We start from the raw sequence: 19,664 nt of genomic DNA, 5'->3' as shown, positions 1-19,664 counted from the left end.
CTCGAACTATATTCTCATCACGCTTTACATCAACATAGCTTGAAACCTACTATGAATGAAATGATTTATTTAAATATTACTTTATGAATAGAATTCATCAGGAATCTGTGGATCTGAGCGCTTTTTCACACATTGATATCAATCTATATCCATTATTTATTGCGATATACGAACATCAAAGTATCAGTAAAGCCGCAAATTTGATGTGTATTACACAATCTGCAGCCAGTCACGCTTTACAGCGATTAAGATTACAATTGAAAGATGATCTTTTTATCCGAAGTGGTATAAAGATGGTTGCGACACCCTTTTCACATCAAATTTATCCACGAATAAAAGAAACATTAATCGCAATTCAGCATATCTCTACTCATCATATATCTTTTGATCCACTGACGATTCAATCTATTCGTATATCAATTCATGATGAAATTGAGCCTTTAATTTTTCCGCAGTTAATCCGTCATTTTCGTGATTTAGGACTAGCGACACGGTTTCAAAGTATCAAATTAGATCGAACTAATTGGGCAAAAGATTTATTGTCACAGCAACTTGATTTAGTGGTCGATCTTCAACAGAAAGTTGATGAGAAAATTTATTTTAACCCTTTAGTGAATGATCGCTTTGTCATATGTGGTTTGACAACCATCGAAAATTTAGAACAATACAAACATGCCCAACATATTGGTGTTTCATCAAGGCATTCTGGTGTGCTTATTGAAGATTTACATTTTAAAAAGTTGAATATTCAACGTGATATTTTTTTACGCTGTCAACACTATTCAACAGCACTACAAATTTTGAAGGAGTATCCTGACACATTGCTAACCTTACCTTTTAGTATTTTAAAAAATTTGAAATTACCTCAAGATTTAAAAATTTCCGAACTCCCTATTGAACTGCCTCTAATGAAAATGGGAATTTATTGGAATTCACAATTAGCATCACACCAAAAGTTTGAGTATTTAATTTCAGAAATTAATAAAATTTTTGCTTAGGCTATTTAGTAGAAAATCTGTGTGAACACCATCTGTTCATTATTGAATCAAACACTCACTTGGAGTTGATTTATCATATTAAGGCTTGTTTTCTCTTGTGTTTTCTATGTTTGATCAACTCCCTGCATCATGGCTTATTGGGCTAGGTGCGATTTTATGCTTATTACTTCTTATCATTTTTAGACAAGTAAGAATTTATCTTCTTCAAGTATTTAAACCTTTTAAAAAAGGAAAAACTTATTGGTGCCGTGTTACAGCGGTGAGTGATGGTGACACCCTCTCCTGCCATCGTTTGAATTTAAGGCGTTCTAAAACTAAATTACGCTTTGCTTTTGTAGATGCGCCTGAATCTAATCAAAGTTACGGGCTTGAATCCCAATGCTTAGTTAAGAAAATGGTTCAAGGTAAAATTGTTCGTGTAAAAATCACGGATATAGATCGTTATGGACGTTGCGTGGGTGTGGTCTACCGCTATCGCAAGAATATGAATGAAGAATTAGTGAGGCGTGGTGGTGCGTGGGTTTACGAAGAATACATACGTGATCCAAAGCAATTAAAATATATGATCTCGCTACAAGATAGTGCAAAACGCAATAAACGAGGTCTCTGGCGCGGGACCCGTCCTATTCGACCAAGTACTTTTAGAAAACAAAAAAATTAATATTTTCAGTACCCTGATTATCAATAAGTGCATTACGCTTGATTCGTCTAATAATTGAGCGTAAATTCAAGCCAACAAACTAGTTAGCTTGGTTAACTATATGCAAAACTCTCCCAAATTCCGTGTCGTATTGCTGCGAAGTGCGCGACTCTTTAGTGACCGTTTAAATGATATCTTGGCTCAATACCAACTGAACTATTCAATGTGGCAGTTGATTTATCATATCTATGATCATGACTCCATCACTTCAATTGATTTGGCTCATGAACTCAATGTATCTAAACCATCAATTGCAAAACGCATTAATACTTTACATAAATTAGATGTTATTCAGTTTTTAGAATCATCTGATAAACGCCAAAAATTAATTCAATTAACCGAAAAAGGTAGAGATCTTTATCAAATTTGTACAATTCAGATTGATCAATTTGAACAACAGTTTTTGAATCAAGTAAATCCTGAAGACATTGCTCAAAGTGCTGAGACACTTCAACTGTTTTTGTCTATTTTAGAGCGTTATAAAAGCTTAAATATCGTGGAGGAGTTATGAGTACTTCCTCAAATCAAGTTAATCAGCCTCTTTGGACACGTAACTTTATTTTGGTCAGTTTAATTAACTTTCAATTGGTACTGACTTTTTATCTTCTCGTCATTGTCATTGTGGGATTTTCGATAGCAGAACTTGGAGCGACGACGGCGCAGGCTGGTTTAGTATCAGGACTTTTTATTGTGGGTACACTGATTGGTCGTTTATTGGTGGCTAAATTCCTCGTTAAATTCGGTTCTAAAGTCACCATGCTGGTCGGACTCACTGGATTTCTCATATTTTCAGGCTTTTATTTTCTCCATTTAGAGGTTGGAACTTTATTAATCGTTCGATTCTTGCATGGCTTTATGATGGGGGTTGCCTCCACCGTATTTGGCACAATTATCGCTCAAATTATTCCCGCAACCCGTCGTGGTGAAGGTATAGGTTACTACAGTATGAGTAGTACTTTAGGAACTGCAATTGGACCATTTTTGGCAATCTGGCTAATGCTTCATGTCAGTTACAACATTATTTTTGCCCTATCTTCAATCCTTGCAGTTTTATGTTTAATTACAGCTTTATTTATTCAAGTTCCTCAATTGCAACAGGTTTCGTCTATACCTGATCAGGCCCATACTCAAAATAGTTTTCTATCTCAATATATTGAAAAGAGCGCCTTACCCATTGCTCTGATCATGTTGGTAAGCTCCCTCTTTTACTCTGGTGTTCTATCGTTTATTAATTTTTATGCCAAAGAAATTGATCTGGTTGAAGCAGCATCATTTTTCTTTCTCATTTATGCGTTGACGATTCTGCTCTCTCGTCCTATTACGGGACCACTGATGGATAAAAAAGGCGAAAATATAATTATGTATCCTGCCTTTCTCATTATGGCACTTGCATTCTTCTTGTTGAGCCAAGCTAACAGTTCGGGTCTTTTGTTGATTTGCGCAGGATTATTAGGTTTAGGATACGGTAATATCCAATCAATTTGCCAAACAATAGCAGTAAAAAGTACTAGTTTGGAACGGATGGGATTTGCAACCTCAACTTACTTTATCTTTTTAGATGCAGGTTTAGGATTCGGTCCTTATTTCTTAGGTTTAGCTTTAGATTTGATCAGTTACCAACAACTCTATTTATATAGTGCTATTGGTACTATATTTTGCATTGTCTTATATTATGTATTACATGGGAAAAACGTTCGAAATACAAAAATTGCTTAGGCTATTTATAGGTTTAAAAAAAGCACTCCGATGAGTGCTTTTCCATATTTTATTTAAACACTTTAAAACGTGTAGCGTCGTCAATATAGCCTTTATCGAAAGCTTCAGCTTCCTTAGATCCAAATACCAATTGTGCGCGTAGTTTCCACGAAGCTGGTATAGCCCATTCAGTTTGGACTTGATCATCTACAATCGGATTATAATGTTGAAGGTTTGCACCTAAACCTTCTGTATGCAAAGCTGTCCAAACCGCAAACTGTGCCATTGCTGTTGAATGTTCCGCCCAAATTGGAAAGTTTTCCGCATACGAAGGATATTTCTCTTGTAAGTCAGTGATCGTATCCATTTCTTCGAAAAATAATACAGTGCCTATGCCTGCAGCAAAGCTATCCATTTTTGCAGAAGTTTTTGCAGCACTCGCCTCGTCCTTTGCATATGACTTTAGCTTCTCTTTCACAAAGCCCCAAAATTTTTCATGTTCAGCGTTAAATAAAATTACAGCGCGCGAAGATTGAGAGTTAAAAGATGATGGGCTTTGTTTAATCGCATGCTGAATAAGATCTGTTAAGTACTCAGGAGATTGTTCAACTGCTTTTCCTAAAGCATAGATCGTACGGCGTTTTTGAATTAAATCTAAAAATTGATTCGACATTTTTTGAAATCCTTTGGTATTTCCTCGGGGAAATACGATACCCTGACTTTCAATTCATTAGAAATACTTAACCAAAGATTAAATATTCAACAAATCAAATATGTTGTAGTGTTACATTAAGCATTTATCAGACCAACATCTATCCATTTTGAACCCTAATTCGAAGATTTGATTTTATTCGTATTTTTTTTACCCAACAGTAAAAAGCCCTCCATGATAGAGGGCTTTTCTTGGCATATGTAAGCTTAAAATTTAGCTTCAAGAACCTGAGCCGATACTTGGTTTTTCCATAGGGAGCGTAAGGTTGGCAAATAGAATTTTTCACCTAACTCCACTAATTCAGCATCAATCGCCGTATGAACTTCATGCATGAACAAATAGTCTAAATCTACCGTACTGAGCTTAGGTTGTTCTTTAGAAAACTTTGCTCTTTTTTGTTGAGCAGTTTTTACAAGCTGATCTGCAAATTCACGATTTTTGAATTGTGTAATGGCATTTAGACGCAGTTCAATCACACCCCAACCTGTCAGTAGCAGTTTGAAGGTTTCAAAATCTTTTGTTGTTGATTCCCATGTCATGTCTTCTAGATTTTCATCTTTAGGTAGAACAGGAAGTAGTAATTCCATAATACTTGGGAAGATTTTTTTAAAGTTAAGAATAAATTTAACAGGATGTTCACCTGGATAATCTTGAAATTGAACATTTTTTTGAACATCTGTTAAATATATATCGAGCATTGAAAATTTCCGTAGATTGGCTGTCTTAAGTCTAAGATAAGAACTTTGATACAACAGCAATTAAAAGCAATGCGTATTTTAACAATTGTGACGAGTTAATCAATCTCATAATAATTACATGACTATGTGATGAAGTTTTTACTTATTTTTTTAATGTTTTGCAGTTATCGCATAATAAATCTTCCTCTGTTGAATATTTCGTTAATTTCTCTATTAATCTCATGATAGCTATCATTATTAGCCACCCTGAGCCCGTTAAAATTGTTAATGTAATGTTCCGAAGATTATTAAATTTATGTTTCTTTCTATTCTGAACTTCATCATCAATACCTTGCTTACAATTGATACATTCTGGTTTTTTGTTCTCTTCCCACCTTTTATGCAAAATTTCGAGTTGATTGTAAATTTTAGGACTATCAATCTCTCTTAAATATTCAATTACAGGTTGGAAGAGATTGTAATTAGCTTTAAGTATTGATTTGAAACTACTTTTTATTAAGTCTTCATCTAAGTTGTTATGTCTGATTCCAATTGCTACAAATTCCAAAAAATTTAATAAATATGTTACAGCCGATTTTTCCTCATCTTCCAATGAATTAAATTTTTCTCTAGTCAATTGCACTTTATCTTTCGACTCTACGTTTTGATCCTTCCCCAAATTCCTTCTTATTTTGGTTGCAATATCAACCTTAGCAATATACGCAGTAGAATTCCTACTATTCATCAATACTTGTACTGAATGACTTCTTATAGTGTTTATAATTTGCACCCTTGAAGTAAAAATCCAACCAAAAACGGCAGCTATAGCTGCTAAAACCGTAACTAATGCTGTCGTTTTAAACTGCCCATCTGTATTTTCTATATCAAAATTTAGAAATTTATAATCTTCAAAAAAACTTTTCCAAATTAATATTTCTACAAACGTGATACCTAATAAAATTAAGATGAGAAGGAGTTGATTACTACTTCTAATCTTAATAAAGAAATTATCTCTACGATAAATATAAAAATAAGCAATTACAGTGACATATGGAATAATCAAAAGATAAGTATAAAAGTAATTCAATTTTATTTTACTCAAAAATAAAGCACCCTAATGGATGCTTTATTACACAAATTTAAATGAGTCTCAACCTAATCCATAGCCTTCTTCAAGGATTAGACGAGCTTTATAATTATTCATGATTGTCTCCTTTGTAAAAGCCTTAAGTGACGTATGAAAGGTCGTTATATAAATAGTATTCTGAAATGAATAATTGGTCAATATATTAAAGACAGTTGCTTGTCAATATATGTTATCAACATTCAAATCATAAAATTCACCAAATCAAAATCACTTCACATTAGGTGAAACCATATTCTCAGGTACAACGACTTCATCAAACTGCTCAGCTGTGACTAAATTCAGCTCTACAGCAACTTGTTTAAGTGTTTTACCTTCCTTATATGCTGTCTTAGCAACTTTTGCCGCGTTTTCATAACCAATCACAGGATTCAATGCAGTCACTAACATCAACGAGTTATGCAAGAAATAATCAATCTTATCTTGGTTCGGCTCAATCCCCACAGCACAATGCTCATTAAAGCTATTACATGCATCACCTAGCAGCTGAATTGATTGCAGTAAATTATAAGCAATAACCGGCATAAAAACGTTTAATTCAAAATTACCTGAAGCACCAGCGATATTAATCGTCGTGTCATTACCCAAAACCTGCGCAACAACCATCGTCATAGCTTCACTTTGAGTAGGATTCACCTTACCTGGCATAATACTCGAACCTGGTTCATTTTCAGGAATACGAATCTCCCCAAAACCACAACGAGGACCACTCGCTAACCAACGAATATCATTGGCAATCTTATTTAAACTCGCAGCAAGTGTTTTCAGTACGCCAGAAGCAAATACTGCAGCATCACGTCCAGCTAGTGCTTCAAATTTATTTGGTGCAGTCACGAAAGGTAAACCCGTAAGCTCAGCCAATTTCTTTGCTGCATTTATAGCATAATCAGGATGAGCATTTAGACCTGTCCCTACAGCTGTACCTCCTAATGGCAATTCATATAACCCTTCTAAAGCTTGCTCTAGACGCTTTAATCCATGATCGAGTTGGGATACATAACCACTGAATTCCTGGCCTAAAGTTAACGGCGTTGCATCTTGTAAATGTGTACGCCCAATCTTAACGATATTTGAAAATTCTTTAGACTTCTGATGTAAAGTTTCACGTAAAGCTTGAACTGCTGGAATCAGTAACTCATTGATCTGTAAACTAGCAGCGACATGAATCGCTGTTGGAAACGAATCATTTGTAGATTGAGCTCGATTAACATGATCATTTGGATGAACGGGTTTCTGTGCTCCAAGCGGATTACCCAGTTTTTGATTCGCAATATTTGCAATGACTTCATTACAGTTCATATTACTTTGAGTACCAGAACCTGTTTGCCATACCACTAATGGAAATTGACTGTCCCATTGCCCCGTGATTACTTCTTCTGCAGCATCCACAATATAATTCGCCAATTCAGCAGGAATCTGATTTAACTCAGCATTGGTAAGTGCAGCCGCTTTTTTGACCAGCCCCATACCACGGATCATCGCACGAGGAAGTCGCTCACCGCCAATTTTGAAATTTTGCAAACTGCGCTGGGTTTGAGCCCCCCACATCGCATCACTTGGTACTTCTACATCACCCATCGTGTCGTGTTCTATACGTGTTTGCATATCAGCCTCAAATATTTCGCTATTCATTGGAAGAATCATGTTTGATTCAGATTGATCCACCGTTGATTTGATGCTAATCAAAAAAACCATAAATGTAAATGATTATCATTTTAATTATTAAAGGTGCTTTGATAGTATCGCCATTGATCTTCAATCATTTGTTCTAGTGATCGATGTGCTTTCCATTGCAATAATTCAAATGCTTTTAAACTATTCGAACCAATTTGATCTAATTCTTGGAAAACATAATCAGTTTCCTCAGTTCTAATTTTTGTTTCAGTCACTTTTTCTACAGTATTAATCAAGTTTTGAATTGAACTTGGCTGACCTGCGATATCAAATGCTTCGCACGTTGATCTTTGATTAAATAACCACTTTAAAGTTGCAATGACTGCCTCGCACACATCAATGACATGCACAAAACTTCGTTCAACCGTTTGGTCTTTTGTCTTGGCATTCTTTTGTAATTGAATGGAATCGCGCTGCATGGCTGCGACTTGTAACACCAAAGGCAAAATATTTTTAGGTAAAGGGGCAACCACTTCACCCAAAACTCCATGTTCAAAAGCACCAGCTACATTTGCTAGTCTCAGGATCGCAATACTCCATTCTTCGTCCGTTTTAGAGGTATCACGGATGATCTCTTCAATCATTTGCTGGGATTTAATATAAGGGTTTGGATTGGCAAAATTGAGAGGATGCTCTTCATTTAAATTCAAACTCGAAGTGCCATAAACCGCCATACTTGAAAGATGCAATAATGTTCGTACACCTGTTCGTTGCATTGCACGCATCAGACTCATAATGCAACTGACATTATCATTATAATATTCAAGCGGTTTTAAGCGAGACTCCTCTAAAGACTTAAATCCTGCAGTATGTATAACAGCACGGATTGAGTACTGCTCAAAAACTTTATTCAGAGCAGGCGTATTTCTAACATCTAGCTTTACAAAAGGTACATACATTCCAGAAATATATTCAAGACGTTCAAGTGTTTGTAAATTCGCATTGGCAAGATTATCTACAATGACGACTTCTTGACCATGTGCCAATAAGCTTAAAACAACGTGTGAACCTATAAAGCCTAATCCACCTGTCACTAAAATCATTGTATACTACCTTTTTGTTTAAAAGCCTGAACAAGCTATTTTCAGTTTGGTCACCCTATGCGAAGTTTTAAATGAGTACGTTATTACTAATTACCTCGGCACCTAGCTCAATCCATGCTTGGCATGCATTAGGACTCGCACAATCATTGCAAGCGAAAGGCGAAATTTTTCGAGTTTTCTTTTATCAAGACGGCGTTCAAGTTGCAAACAACTTACAGTGGTCGCCAGATGATCAAAGAAGTCTCACACAAGAGTGGCAAAAATTAAATATCAAACTTCCTGTTTGCGTAAGTGCTGCCCTAGCACGTGGAATCACTGATGCTGAAAATGCTCAACGCCATCACATTGAGTCCCATAATCTGGCCGAAGGTTTTCAGCTGGTAGGACTCGGTGAATTGGCAGATGCTGTCTCATCTTCAGCACGTCTAGTTCAATTCTAAATTATTCATTTTTCATTGATTGTTGCAATTGAAAGGTAAATTGTGTGAAATCTGTACTGGTTATATTAACCCAATCAAATCTCAACTCGCTACAAGTTCATGAGAGCCTTTCTGCAACCATGGTTTTAGCAACTTTTGGCGCTGAAGTAAAAGTTTTATTGCAAGGCGCAGCCTTAAGTTTACTCCGTTCCGAATTAAGCTTCGAACCCATTAAACATGCGTTTAAACTGGCTTCCAACCTCGTCGATAGCTTTGAGTTTTACGATCTAAGCCCTATTTTGGTTGAATCCAATCAACAAGATAATCCCTTTGTTCAACATACTACGCATGAAATTAAATTTATTGAATTTAATAAAGAGTTAATTCAAAGCTTTGACCATGTGCTGTATTGGTAACTCATATGACCGATAAAACGCTTTATTTAATACAATCTCAATTTGCAAATACTGAACATTGTATTCAACAGGTTCAAAAAACACTGGATACTAATGATGCTTTAGTGCTTATGGGGGATGCGGTGTTGGCATTGTTTACACCATCTGTACTTACGATTCAAAACAAGGTCTACGTTTTAGATCGAGATGCTGAGTTATTACCTTCGCATCTATTGAACGGCGAGTATTTTCAAATTGAAGTGATTGATTACACCACTTTTGCAGATATCATTCTGGGCTTTACACGCTGTATTAGCCTTAAATAAAACAAATTTATTGACTTAGGTTTTACCATGACCACTGAATTATCCCTTGAACTCGATCAAGATGGTCATTTAGTTGACTATACCATTTGGAATGAAAATGTAGCGCAAGTACTCGCGAATACGCTCGAGCTTGAGCTAACAGCTTGGCATTTCGAAGTATTGCATGCGGTGCGTCAGTTCTACGCTCAATTTGGTCATTCTCCTGCAACTCGTCCCTTAATCAAATTTTTAATGAAACACGTCAGCGCTGACATTGATAATGCAGTATTGCAAGAAAAGTTTAAAACAGGCCTAGTTGCTCGCCATCTAAGTCGATTAGCCGGAATACCAAAGCCTGCCAATTGTCTGTAAACCAAAACTACTTTTTGATTTACATAGCATATCGAGTCAGTTCGTAGCTTTAAAAAATGAATTAATCAGTGAAATAGACATTAAAAAACCCGCTATGCAGCGGGTTTAGACATCACCTAGACTAATGATGGTTAAGATGTCGCGTGTCAATCAGGGAAATTGGAATACGTCAACTCAACGCAAAAAATTATAATAAAGTTCGAGTTATCAATTCAGTCCAAATTCATATCAATATCTGACAAATTTGCTAGTTTGCGCTACACCAATCATCAATTGTCATGCCCGATTGTTGAAAACTCGTAGATTGCTGATTTAAATAAAATTGCGCAATACGTTTCATTACATGTGCTTGTTCAACTTGAATAAACTCGTCTGCTAAACCAACAATGTTTAGATAGGCCTTTAACCTTCCACATAAAGCAAGTTGTTGCTCCATCGGTGTGGCTGTACTGTGTTCATCATCTAAAATCTGCTTGGTTTGTTCGATCAGCTGCATTTCATGATCCAGTTTTTGCTGATACACCATCTGTTGTGCATCAATCAAATCATTCGCTACAACCTGTTGTGATACAAAAAAACTTAAACCTACAAAAATCAACCTCACCCATAACATGCGCATTAGATTCCTAAATCAGGCTCAGCTTTCCAAACATCCTCATAATCATCTCGATCAATCATAAAACGGAAACCTGTTTCCAATGCAAGAAATGGAATGGCATCGGGTAAAATTTCTTCAAGCTCTTTCACCGTCATCGTCTCAAAAAAATCTTCGCCCTCGCCTAATTCACCACCATAAATAAACCATGCCACTTTCTCACCTGGTTCAGGCTTATTACGCAAACCGACGATTGGCTCTTGATCTAAAGTATGCTTAGCCACAGCAACAACATCATCTTCATTCACTTTGATGTAAGCAGAATCAAACTCCTCACAGACTAATTTTTGCTCTTCAATAAAATCTTGCAACATGGATGATTCCATTTTCATCATAAATTCAGACCTAATTTTAAGCATAGTGTCGTATAAGCACAATCAATCCGACGAAACAATCTGTTTTTACAATGTTTTTTTTGCTATCTTGATTTTGTTACATATTCAAGATTAAATGGGGGGAATTTCATATGAGCAGCAATTCAAATATTTCAGCAACAAATACCGCTTCTCTACATGGTGGTAAACGTGCCAATGCAGGTCGAAAATCACAGTTTTCAGAAAAAACAGTAGTAATGCGTGTTCCTGAATCAAAAGTGATTCAAATTAAAGAATGGTTAAAAATACGACCTGAAGATGATTTCAATCAACAAATTGAAATTTCACCAATCCAATTTAGAACACGTTTAAAAATCGCCTATCCTATTGAATCTGTGGCAGCAGGCTTCCCTTCCCCAGCACAAGATTATGTAGAAGGACATATTGATCTAAATGAATACTTGGTTCACAACGTAGCATCTACTTTTATACTACGCGTAAATTCTTTATCAATGAAAAATGCAGGGATTGAAGTTGGTGATCAAATCTTGATTGACCGGAGTTTGAATGCAGAACATGGTGATATCGTCTTGGCACTGATTAATAATGAATTTACAGTAAAAAGATTAATGTTAGAAAAACAAAATGATGGAACGATCCTTTTATGGTTAAAAGCCGAGAATCCAGACTACCCTGACATCTATCCTCGTAGCGAAGAACAAATCATGGTCTGGGGTGTAGTGACTTGTATTTTAAAAAAACTGAAATAAATTGATCTAAGCAGTTCACCCTACTCCTATGCAAAATATTTATCATCAAGAGATTTTTGCGCTCATTGATATTAATAACTGCTATGTCAGTTGTGAGCGTGTATTTAATCCAAGTTTAAATGGTCAACCGGTCGTTGTTTTAAGTAATAACGATGGTTGTGTCGTATCCCGTAGTGAGGAAGCGAAAGCTCTCAATATTGGCATGGCCGTGCCATGGTATGAAATTGAAAAAGATATGCTTAAAGCTGGTGTTAAAGTATTCTCAAGCAACTATGCCCTCTACGGCGATATGTCTAGTCGTTTTTTCACTATTTTAGAGCAACACTTTCATGCAGATTCAGATTTAGAGCCCTATTCAATTGATGAATGTTTTATTCGTCTAACACATTATCAAAATCTTTTTGATTTAGAAAAATTTTGTCGAGAATTAGTCGACCGTATTCAACAATGGATCGGTTTACCTTGTTGTATCGGGATTGGTTACAGTAAAACACAAGCTAAACTCGCCAATCACTTTGCCAAAAAACGTTCTGGTTTTAACCGAGTGTGTTCTTTATTGGATTTGGATCCATGCAGTTTTGATCAATTACTTATAGAAACCTCAGTATCGGAAATTTGGGGCGTAGGTCGAAAAATTAGTAAACAACTTGAAAGTTACGGTATTTATAATTGCTATGACTTAACTTTTGCCAATGAACACTATTTGATGAAGCAGTTTTCAGTGCTCATGGGGCGTACCATTCGTGAGCTAAAAGGTCAATCCTGTATTTCACTAGAAGATCCTGATTTACCGTCTAAACGAATCTTAGCATCACGAAGTTTTGCATCAGCATTAAAGGATAAAGCATTAATCAAGCAAGCCATGATTTTTCATTTAAGTCGGGCTCATGAGCGTTTAACCAAGCAAGAACAATTATGCGCCTGTGTCCATGTGTCTCTTTATGAAAAAATTCCAGTAAAACCATTCAAGAAATCACATTCTCATGTAATTGGTTTGGAATATCCGACGGATGATTTATTAATCCTGACCCATGCAGCACAACAGCAAATTGATGTTTTATTTAAAGAAAATATACGTTATGTAAAAGTTTCCGTCATGTTTTCTGCTTTGAGTGCTAAAAAAACACATACACATGACCTTTGGCAGCCTCATGATTTAATCCAGCAGCGAGATTCACTCATGACAACAATTGGCGCTATGAAAAACCGCTTTGGAAAGCATTGTATTCAAGTGGGCTATCATACCAATCAACAACAATGGAAAATGAAGCAATTGCACCACTCTCCACGCTATACCACCTCATGGTCAGAAATGCTGACTATTGATGACTCACATATGGCGGTTACACAAAACAAATGAATACTTTTGGTCAATTCGGTTTAAAATAGCAGACTCGAAGAATTAAAAGAAAAATGTAATTTTTTAACATTGCCAATTGACTGCAAAGTTCTCAAAATACAGCTCATTGACGACATTGTTTTTTTGCTATTTTTGAAACAAAATATAAATGAAAAGCTTAAAAACATGCCATAATATGCAAACTTTGCAGACATCTTGCAAGGTTATATTGCAACTTTCATATTGGAGCTGTCTTCATGAGTTCGACCATTTTGGTCATACATGGACCAAATTTAAATTTGCTAGGAAAGCGAGAACCTGAAGTTTACGGACATTTAACTTTAGACGATATCAATCATCAACTCATACAGCAAGCTCAAGAAAGTTCAATTCAACTTGAAACCTTCCAAAGCAATTGGGAAGGTGCCATTGTCGACCGAATTCATCAAGCCCAAATTGATGGTATAAAATTTATCATCATCAATCCTGCTGCACTGACCCACACCTCAGTAGCAGTACGTGATGCCCTATTAGGTGTTGCGATCCCATTTATTGAAGTTCACCTTTCAAATGTTCACGCACGTGAAGCATTTAGACACCACTCTTATCTCTCAGATAAAGCTGTCGGTGTCATTTGTGGACTAGGCGCACAGGGTTATTCATTTGCATTAACTCATGCCGTGCAAAAAATTCAAACTTCTACACATCTTTAACCTTAGGAATACGAATTCATGGATATTCGCAAAATTAAAAAGCTCATCGACTTAATGATTGAATCGGATCTTCAATCTATTGAAGTAAAAGAAGGTGATCAATCCATTGCTTTAGCGCGTCGTAATCCTATCGTAGCCGCTGGTGTTGCACCAATACAATCTGCTGCGCCAGAAGCTCCAGTTGTGAAACCAGCTTCTCGTGGTGCTGTTGAAACCTCACCAATGGTTGGCGTGTTCTATGCTGCACCAAGTCCAGGCGAAGCACCATTTGTAAATGTAGGACAAACTGTTTCAGCAGGCGAAACGCTTGGAATTATTGAAGCAATGAAAATCATGAACCCAATTGAGGCAACTCAAAGTGGTGTGATTGAAGAAATTTTAGTTAAAAATGGTGATGTAATCCAATTCGGTCAACCTTTATTCCGCTACCGCGCGTAATCGTTGGGGGTTGGTATGTTGCAAAAAGTTCTCATTGCCAACCGAGGTGAAATTGCACTGCGTATTACACGTGCTTGCAAAACACTCGGTATTAAAACAGTCGGTATCTACTCGGATGCCGATAAAGACCTCATGCATTTACGCTTTGTTGATGAAGCCGTTTGTATTGGTCCTGGTGCAAGTAGCGAAAGTTATCTAAATATTCCTGCAATTATTACAGCAGCGGAAGTGACTGGTGCAGATGCAATTCATCCAGGTTATGGCTTTTTATCAGAAAATGCTGAATTTGCTGAGATTGTAGAAAGTTCTGGTTTTATCTTTATTGGTCCACGTCCTGAACATATTCGCCTTATGGGGAATAAAGTGTCAGCGATTATGGCGATGCGTAAAGCTGGTGTACCAACCGTTCCAGGTTCAGCTCATGCTGTAACACCAAACAATGCCTTGGCCGAAGCAAAAGAGATTGGCTTCCCACTTATCGTTAAAGCTGCTGCTGGTGGTGGCGGTCGCGGTATGCGAATTGTTGAACGTGTTGATACACTGTTGGAGTCTGTACAAGCAGCTCAACGTGATGCTGAAATGTGGTTCGGTGATGATACGGTTTACATGGAACGTTTCCTTCAAAAGCCACGCCATGTTGAAGTACAGGTGATTGGCGATGGTAATGGTCACGCCGTACATTTATATGATCGTGACTGTTCATTACAACGTCGTCATCAAAAAGTTCTTGAGGAAGCTCCTGCTCCGAACCTTCCAGAAGAAGCTCGTGCTGAAATTTTAGCAGCTTGCGTAAAAGCATGCGAATTAATGCAGTATCGTGGCGCAGGCACGTTCGAATTCTTATTTGAAGATGGTGAGTTCTTCTTTATTGAGATGAATACACGTGTTCAAGTAGAACATCCTGTGACTGAAATGGTAACGGGTGTCGATATTATTGAACAACAGCTTCGTGTAGCCGCTGGTCTTGGTTTAAATCTAGAACAAGATCAAATCAAAGTACACGGTCATGCAATTGAATGCCGTATTAATGCAGAAGATCCAACCACCTTCCTTCCATCACCAGGTAAAATCGAGCAATTCTACACACCTGGTGGTGCAGGCATCCGTTTAGATTCTCATATCTATCCAGGTTATAGCATTCCACCTTACTATGATTCGATGATTGCTAAATTAATCGCACATGGTAAAGATCGCGAAACCGCTTTGGCTCGTATGAAACAAGCCTTAGATGAAATGATCTTAACTGGAATCAAAACCAATATTCCGCTACACAAAGATCTCATCCTTGAAGATAAGAACTTTGCAGAACAGGCTATGGATATTCACTACTTAGAGAAACATTTGTTGAAACAGGTACAAGGACATAGCGAAGCTGAGTAATTACAGCTTTACAAGATGAATAAAAAAGCCTCTTTTTCAAGAGGCTTTTTTATTATTGAAGAATAGACTGCAAAGATTTTAGCTTAAGGCAATATACGATTAAGTTTTGCAAAACATTGTCCACCCTTTTCAGATGCACAGAAATTGATTTGATTCGGATTGTCCCATTTTACAAAATATTGAGACAAATCTCCTGCCTGATCTACTTGATTACCAGAGCAGTCTTTTTCGTTGTTCTCATAATTGACTTGCATGACCAAGGTAGGCAACAAGCCCGAAGAGCTGTCTTGAGATGGTTGATACTCAAATAAACCGACAGACCACTCTTTAGCACTATTCACGACCACCTCATTGTTACCACGGAAATTATAATACTCAACACATTTTTTATTATTTGGAATTTCCATTCCCCATAAACCTAAAATTTCTGGGCGCATGTTGATTCGAATATTATTTTCAGGCTGTTGTAAATCAGCACCTTTAGCTTGCGCTTGGACATTTTGATCGGCAGAAGAAAAAGACGTCATTAATAAAAGTAAAGGTGCAAAAAAAACTGTTTTTTTCATACAACATCTATAGGTCAACGTTTAGAGCTAAATTAGCACATTTCAGCAAGAAAACTCATAGAATTAACGTGATAAGAACAATTTTATATAAGAAAATGAATTCCCTATTGATGAACTTTAAATCATCAGCAGTTTAATGCGATCTATTGATTTATTAGTCCAAAAATATATTCTTATCAGAATAATATTCATTCTATACCTCACAGAAAGCTTAAAAATATAAGATTTTATGCAAGGGAATATACGTTAAGTATGACCATATGGATACGAACAGAGCTGATTAAAAACAATGCACAATCTTTTTTGATTGTCATGCTCATCATTACACTTTGTGCTTTGGCTGGAATACTTGGTCGACCTCTCTCATTTCTTGCAATTTTCTGGCCTGCAAATGCCGTACTACTTGGTCTTTTTTTAAGATTTAGTTATCTCAATAATCTTGGTGGCTGGCTTGGGGCCTTTTCTGGGTATATGCTTGCAGACCTAGGTACTGGCAACACTTTACAACTTACTTGGTTGTTAACTCTTGCTAACTTGCTAAACCCATTAGTGACCTTATACCTACTGAACCGGTTAAAAATCAATTATCAAGAATTCAATAAAGGTCTTACATTTGTTTACTTATTTTTAATTAGTGCTTTTGGAGGGTGCCTAGCGAGCCCAACCTTTGCGATTTTAACCATCCCTTATGTTCCTAACAGCTTTATGGAGCTCAGCCGTATTTGGGTTGATTTTGGCATGTGGTGGAGTGGTGAAATTCTTAACTTTGTCGCTTTTTTACCTATTGTTCTCGCATTACCAAACAAAACTACAGTTCAACAATATTTTGTAAATCAAAAAAATCAACGTTTAAGTTTGCCCTTTGTCTTACCTTTCATATTTGTCGTTGTATCTGTAATTCTAACTCACTTTTTTATTGGCCCTGGCGCCATCATGTTCCCGATCGGAGCACTCATCTGGGCAGCATTAACCTACAATTTATTGTTGGTTGCAATCATCAACTGCTTTGTATGTATGTTCTTATACAACAGCTTAAGTGCATATTATCTAACAGAATCTCCAGAAGCATTTATTTCGACAACACTGTCTGTTCGCATCGGTCTTTTCATGCTGGCTTTAGGCCCACTAACATTATCAATTATTAGTTTGAATCGCCAAAAGCTATATCACCAAATATTATATTTAGCGAACCATGACAGTTTAACAACGACTATGAATCGCCGATATTTTTATGAAGAAAGCGAAAAGACGATAGACTCAACTCATAGGGAGGCGAAATCCAATATTCACAGCGTGTCTATTCTACTACTCGATATTGACCACTTTAAAAAAATTAATGATCAATATGGACATGAAATAGGTGATATTGTTCTCAAAGACTTTAGCAATATCGTCAGATCTCAAATTAGATCAAATGATTTATTCGGTAGAGTTGGCGGTGAAGAATTTGCCATCTTAATTAAAGATAGTAACCTACCGGCCTGCATTGAAATCGCACAGCGTATATGCGACCGCGTGGCAGAAACACCGATTATGATCAGGCAAAATCAACATCTCAATATTAGTGTAAGCATAGGTTTAAGTTATCAACAACTTCCGTCTGGCACCCCATTCCAACAATTGATTAATCGTGCAGATGTTGCCCTTTATCAAGCGAAATCTGAAGGACGAAATAGATTATGCGTGGATCCGCAATTACTATTTACTCAAACATCATAAGTCACTATCTTGCTTCAGTGGGCTTGAGATTTGGTAAAGCGGATAAAAATATGAAACCAATCAACGTTGAAGCTCCTGCAATGATAAAAATATAGCTGCCAGAAATCAGCTCCCAATATTGTCCTGCCAATACGCTTCCAGATGCCACACCCAAGCCCCACATCGTACTATACAAAGCTTGAGCTCTACCCTGCTGCCCAGCAGAAAAGTGCTCAAAAATAATGCGCATCGCCAATAAGTGAAATAAACCGAAACTGAATGCATGCATTGTCTGGGAGAGAAATTGGAGAACAAAACTTTCAGGAAATAAACCAACAATCAAAAACCTAAGCCCAGTCATCCATAAACAGATCGCAACCAACTGACGCCATGTAAAACGATTTAAAAAAAATGATGCATAGGCAAACATCATGATTTCAGCAATAACACCTGTTGACCAAAGAAATCCTGTTGCTGTGGTACTAAATCCAGATGACTGTAAGTAATTGCTATAAAAACTATAGAATGGTGCTTGAGCAAACAACATAATGAACTCAATTAAGAAAATTGCTTTCACAACTGGTTGTTTTAAAACTGGAATAATGGATTCAAGTGTTTTTTGGGCTTTTGGTGCGCCCTTCGGTTCTTTTACTGTAAATGACCATAAGAACGCTAGAAATGAAATACTCAGTAATAAAATCGGGAGATATTGAATATCAATAATTTCAAGAATTAGACCAATAAAGAAAACACCAACAATAAACCCAATCGATCCCCATTTTCTCACTTTGCCATAAAATTCATTTCGTTTTTCGCCTAACCAAAATAATGTAACGCCTTCAAATTGAGCAAGTATCGCATTTTGAAAAAAGCTGAAGATCAACATTAACAAGGCAATTGATTGAAAATTATTGGGTATAATAAAAATGAGGAACCATATACTCGCTTCCATCCATGTTGCGATTCGCACCAATAGCATTCTTTTACCCGTTTTATCCGCCACCCAACCCCAAATAAACGGCGCAAAAAAACGTGTCATGATTGCAATTGCACTAAGCCACCCAATCTCTAAAAAGCTAAATCCCTGATCTAACAGATATAGACTCCAATACGGCATGAAGGTACCGACAATCGCATAGTAGAAAAAGTAGAATCCACCTAGTGTTGTTTTAATTGGCAACGCTTGTATCATATTGCAATTACCTGTATTTTCAATGACTTAATACTATTTAATAGTTGCATACATTTGTTACCACTTAGGTGCAATTGCACTTCATCAGTCTACAAATCAGTCTACAAATTTATTTTTTTGTAGACTCTTCATTTTTTGTAGACTGAAGATATTTACGTCTTAGAAAATAATTCTGTGATCATTTTCATCAGAATTAATTGTTAGTAAGTTACTAAAGAAATTTTATACTTTACCTATAAGGTTTCCTACCCAATTTTGCTATTTCTCTTTTTTGAGAATTCAGCGGATAGTATAACTTGCAAAGTATTGAAAAAATTTCAATCTATAGATTGAGTCGCACTAGACTGGGGTAATAGAGTTTGATGAGGAGATTATTGCTAAATTGCTAATGTAAAAATTTATGACAATGCATGAGTAAGAGTTTTTATAAATTACAAATATATTAATTTAAATATTATATTAATA

The 19,664-nt window shown here is 36.5% G+C and carries 23 protein-coding genes; 14 read left to right on the top strand and 9 right to left on the bottom strand.

What is annotated here, in order from left to right; all coding sequences use genetic code 11:
* Positions 1-83 precede the first annotated feature (83 nt).
* From AC1M9J_RS03620 to AC1M9J_RS03605, 4 genes are all read left to right on the top strand, one after another.
* Positions 84-998: a LysR family transcriptional regulator gene (locus tag AC1M9J_RS03620; RefSeq protein ID WP_481951904.1), complete on the top strand. Its 915-nt coding sequence runs from the start codon at positions 84-86 to the stop codon at positions 996-998.
* A 106-nt stretch (positions 999-1,104) separates the two neighbouring features.
* Entirely contained in the window at positions 1,105-1,659 is a 555-nt protein-coding gene (locus tag AC1M9J_RS03615; RefSeq protein WP_481951903.1) for a thermonuclease family protein, read from the top strand.
* A gap of 100 nt (positions 1,660-1,759) precedes the next feature.
* Positions 1,760-2,209 carry a MarR family winged helix-turn-helix transcriptional regulator gene (locus AC1M9J_RS03610; protein ID WP_179997997.1) on the top strand — a complete coding sequence of 150 codons (450 nt, stop codon included), beginning with the start codon at positions 1,760-1,762 and terminating at the stop codon, positions 2,207-2,209.
* On the top strand, positions 2,206-3,414 hold the full coding sequence (locus AC1M9J_RS03605; protein ID WP_481951902.1) for an MFS transporter: 1,209 nt from the start codon (positions 2,206-2,208) through the stop codon (positions 3,412-3,414). The genes AC1M9J_RS03610 and AC1M9J_RS03605 overlap by 4 nt, the downstream gene beginning before the upstream one ends.
* Before the next feature lie 49 nt (positions 3,415-3,463).
* Here AC1M9J_RS03605 and AC1M9J_RS03600 read toward each other — a convergent pair whose 3' ends face one another.
* The 5 genes from AC1M9J_RS03600 to AC1M9J_RS03580 form a co-directional block, all read right to left on the bottom strand.
* Positions 3,464-4,066, bottom strand: coding sequence for a nitroreductase family protein (locus tag AC1M9J_RS03600; protein ID WP_481951901.1), 603 nt, complete (start codon positions 4,064-4,066; stop codon positions 3,464-3,466).
* Positions 4,067-4,311: 245 nt separating this feature from the next.
* Positions 4,312-4,803 carry a hypothetical protein gene (locus AC1M9J_RS03595; protein WP_035267803.1) on the bottom strand — a complete coding sequence of 164 codons (492 nt, stop codon included), beginning with the start codon at positions 4,801-4,803 and terminating at the stop codon, positions 4,312-4,314.
* Positions 4,804-4,945: 142 nt separating this feature from the next.
* Positions 4,946-5,884, bottom strand: a complete 939-nt coding sequence (locus AC1M9J_RS03590) for a DUF4760 domain-containing protein (protein WP_155756974.1) — start codon at positions 5,882-5,884, stop codon at positions 4,946-4,948.
* A 252-nt stretch (positions 5,885-6,136) separates the two neighbouring features.
* Complete coding sequence (gene fumC, locus AC1M9J_RS03585) at positions 6,137-7,531, bottom strand: class II fumarate hydratase (protein ID WP_481951925.1); 1,395 nt, start codon at positions 7,529-7,531, stop codon at positions 6,137-6,139.
* A gap of 110 nt (positions 7,532-7,641) precedes the next feature.
* Positions 7,642-8,643, bottom strand: a complete 1,002-nt coding sequence (locus AC1M9J_RS03580; protein WP_481609641.1) for an NAD-dependent epimerase/dehydratase family protein — start codon at positions 8,641-8,643, stop codon at positions 7,642-7,644.
* 71 nt (positions 8,644-8,714) lie between these two features.
* On the opposite strand from AC1M9J_RS03580, the gene tusD reads away from it, so the two are divergent.
* Genes tusD through AC1M9J_RS03560 form a run of 4 tightly spaced genes read left to right on the top strand, consistent with a single transcriptional unit; the run spans position 8,715 to position 10,134 of the window.
* Positions 8,715-9,083: a sulfurtransferase complex subunit TusD gene (gene tusD / locus AC1M9J_RS03575; RefSeq protein WP_035267807.1), complete on the top strand. Its 369-nt coding sequence runs from the start codon at positions 8,715-8,717 to the stop codon at positions 9,081-9,083.
* Between the two features lie 44 nt (positions 9,084-9,127).
* A complete protein-coding gene (locus tag AC1M9J_RS03570; protein ID WP_035267809.1) occupies positions 9,128-9,478 on the top strand; it encodes a hypothetical protein in 351 nt (116 codons plus the stop codon).
* A 5-nt stretch (positions 9,479-9,483) separates the two neighbouring features.
* Positions 9,484-9,783 (top strand): DsrH/TusB family sulfur metabolism protein, encoded by a 300-nt coding sequence (locus tag AC1M9J_RS03565; RefSeq protein WP_035267811.1) that lies wholly within the window; start codon positions 9,484-9,486, stop codon positions 9,781-9,783.
* Between the two features lie 27 nt (positions 9,784-9,810).
* The gene (locus tag AC1M9J_RS03560) at positions 9,811-10,134 is read left to right on the top strand and encodes a TusE/DsrC/DsvC family sulfur relay protein (RefSeq protein ID WP_035267814.1); all 324 of its coding nucleotides are present in this window, start codon (positions 9,811-9,813) and stop codon (positions 10,132-10,134) included.
* A 247-nt stretch (positions 10,135-10,381) separates the two neighbouring features.
* On the opposite strand, the gene AC1M9J_RS03555 is transcribed toward AC1M9J_RS03560, so the two are convergent.
* Together AC1M9J_RS03555 and AC1M9J_RS03550 are read right to left on the bottom strand one after the other, a co-directional pair.
* Positions 10,382-10,753 (bottom strand): hypothetical protein, encoded by a 372-nt coding sequence (locus AC1M9J_RS03555; protein WP_481595286.1) that lies wholly within the window; start codon positions 10,751-10,753, stop codon positions 10,382-10,384.
* Positions 10,753-11,103, bottom strand: a complete 351-nt coding sequence (locus AC1M9J_RS03550; protein WP_035267817.1) for an immunity protein Imm33 domain-containing protein — start codon at positions 11,101-11,103, stop codon at positions 10,753-10,755. The genes AC1M9J_RS03555 and AC1M9J_RS03550 overlap by 1 nt, the downstream gene beginning before the upstream one ends.
* 152 nt (positions 11,104-11,255) lie before the next feature.
* On the opposite strand from AC1M9J_RS03550, the gene AC1M9J_RS03545 reads away from it, so the two are divergent.
* The 5 genes from AC1M9J_RS03545 to accC all read left to right on the top strand — a co-directional run bounded on the left by AC1M9J_RS03545 (position 11,256) and on the right by accC (position 15,743).
* Complete coding sequence (locus tag AC1M9J_RS03545; protein ID WP_257219868.1) at positions 11,256-11,873, top strand: LexA family protein; 618 nt, start codon at positions 11,256-11,258, stop codon at positions 11,871-11,873.
* A gap of 28 nt (positions 11,874-11,901) precedes the next feature.
* Positions 11,902-13,233: a Y-family DNA polymerase gene (locus AC1M9J_RS03540; protein WP_481597080.1), complete on the top strand. Its 1,332-nt coding sequence runs from the start codon at positions 11,902-11,904 to the stop codon at positions 13,231-13,233.
* 236 nt (positions 13,234-13,469) lie between these two features.
* Positions 13,470-13,925: a type II 3-dehydroquinate dehydratase gene (gene aroQ, locus AC1M9J_RS03535; protein ID WP_035267826.1), complete on the top strand. Its 456-nt coding sequence runs from the start codon at positions 13,470-13,472 to the stop codon at positions 13,923-13,925.
* 18 nt (positions 13,926-13,943) lie between these two features.
* Positions 13,944-14,363 carry an acetyl-CoA carboxylase biotin carboxyl carrier protein gene (accB, locus tag AC1M9J_RS03530; RefSeq protein WP_035267829.1) on the top strand — a complete coding sequence of 140 codons (420 nt, stop codon included), beginning with the start codon at positions 13,944-13,946 and terminating at the stop codon, positions 14,361-14,363.
* A 15-nt stretch (positions 14,364-14,378) separates the two neighbouring features.
* Positions 14,379-15,743: an acetyl-CoA carboxylase biotin carboxylase subunit gene (gene accC, locus AC1M9J_RS03525; RefSeq protein ID WP_035267832.1), complete on the top strand. Its 1,365-nt coding sequence runs from the start codon at positions 14,379-14,381 to the stop codon at positions 15,741-15,743.
* Positions 15,744-15,826: 83 nt separating this feature from the next.
* On the opposite strand, the gene AC1M9J_RS03520 is transcribed toward accC, so the two are convergent.
* Positions 15,827-16,309 carry a hypothetical protein gene (locus AC1M9J_RS03520; protein WP_035270703.1) on the bottom strand — a complete coding sequence of 161 codons (483 nt, stop codon included), beginning with the start codon at positions 16,307-16,309 and terminating at the stop codon, positions 15,827-15,829.
* A gap of 252 nt (positions 16,310-16,561) precedes the next feature.
* Between AC1M9J_RS03520 and AC1M9J_RS03515 the strand changes: the two genes are divergently transcribed.
* A complete protein-coding gene (locus tag AC1M9J_RS03515) occupies positions 16,562-18,028 on the top strand; it encodes a GGDEF domain-containing protein (protein WP_481607350.1) in 1,467 nt (488 codons plus the stop codon).
* A 4-nt stretch (positions 18,029-18,032) separates the two neighbouring features.
* Here the strand turns inward: AC1M9J_RS03515 and AC1M9J_RS03510 are convergent, their stop codons facing one another.
* Complete coding sequence (locus tag AC1M9J_RS03510) at positions 18,033-19,196, bottom strand: MFS transporter (RefSeq protein ID WP_481951924.1); 1,164 nt, start codon at positions 19,194-19,196, stop codon at positions 18,033-18,035.
* Positions 19,197-19,664 lie beyond the last annotated feature (468 nt).

It is taken from the genome of Acinetobacter sp. ANC_7588, assembly GCF_056783995.1.
Note: the sequence above shows the minus strand (reverse complement) of the source record. Positions and strands in the feature narration are given on the sequence as shown.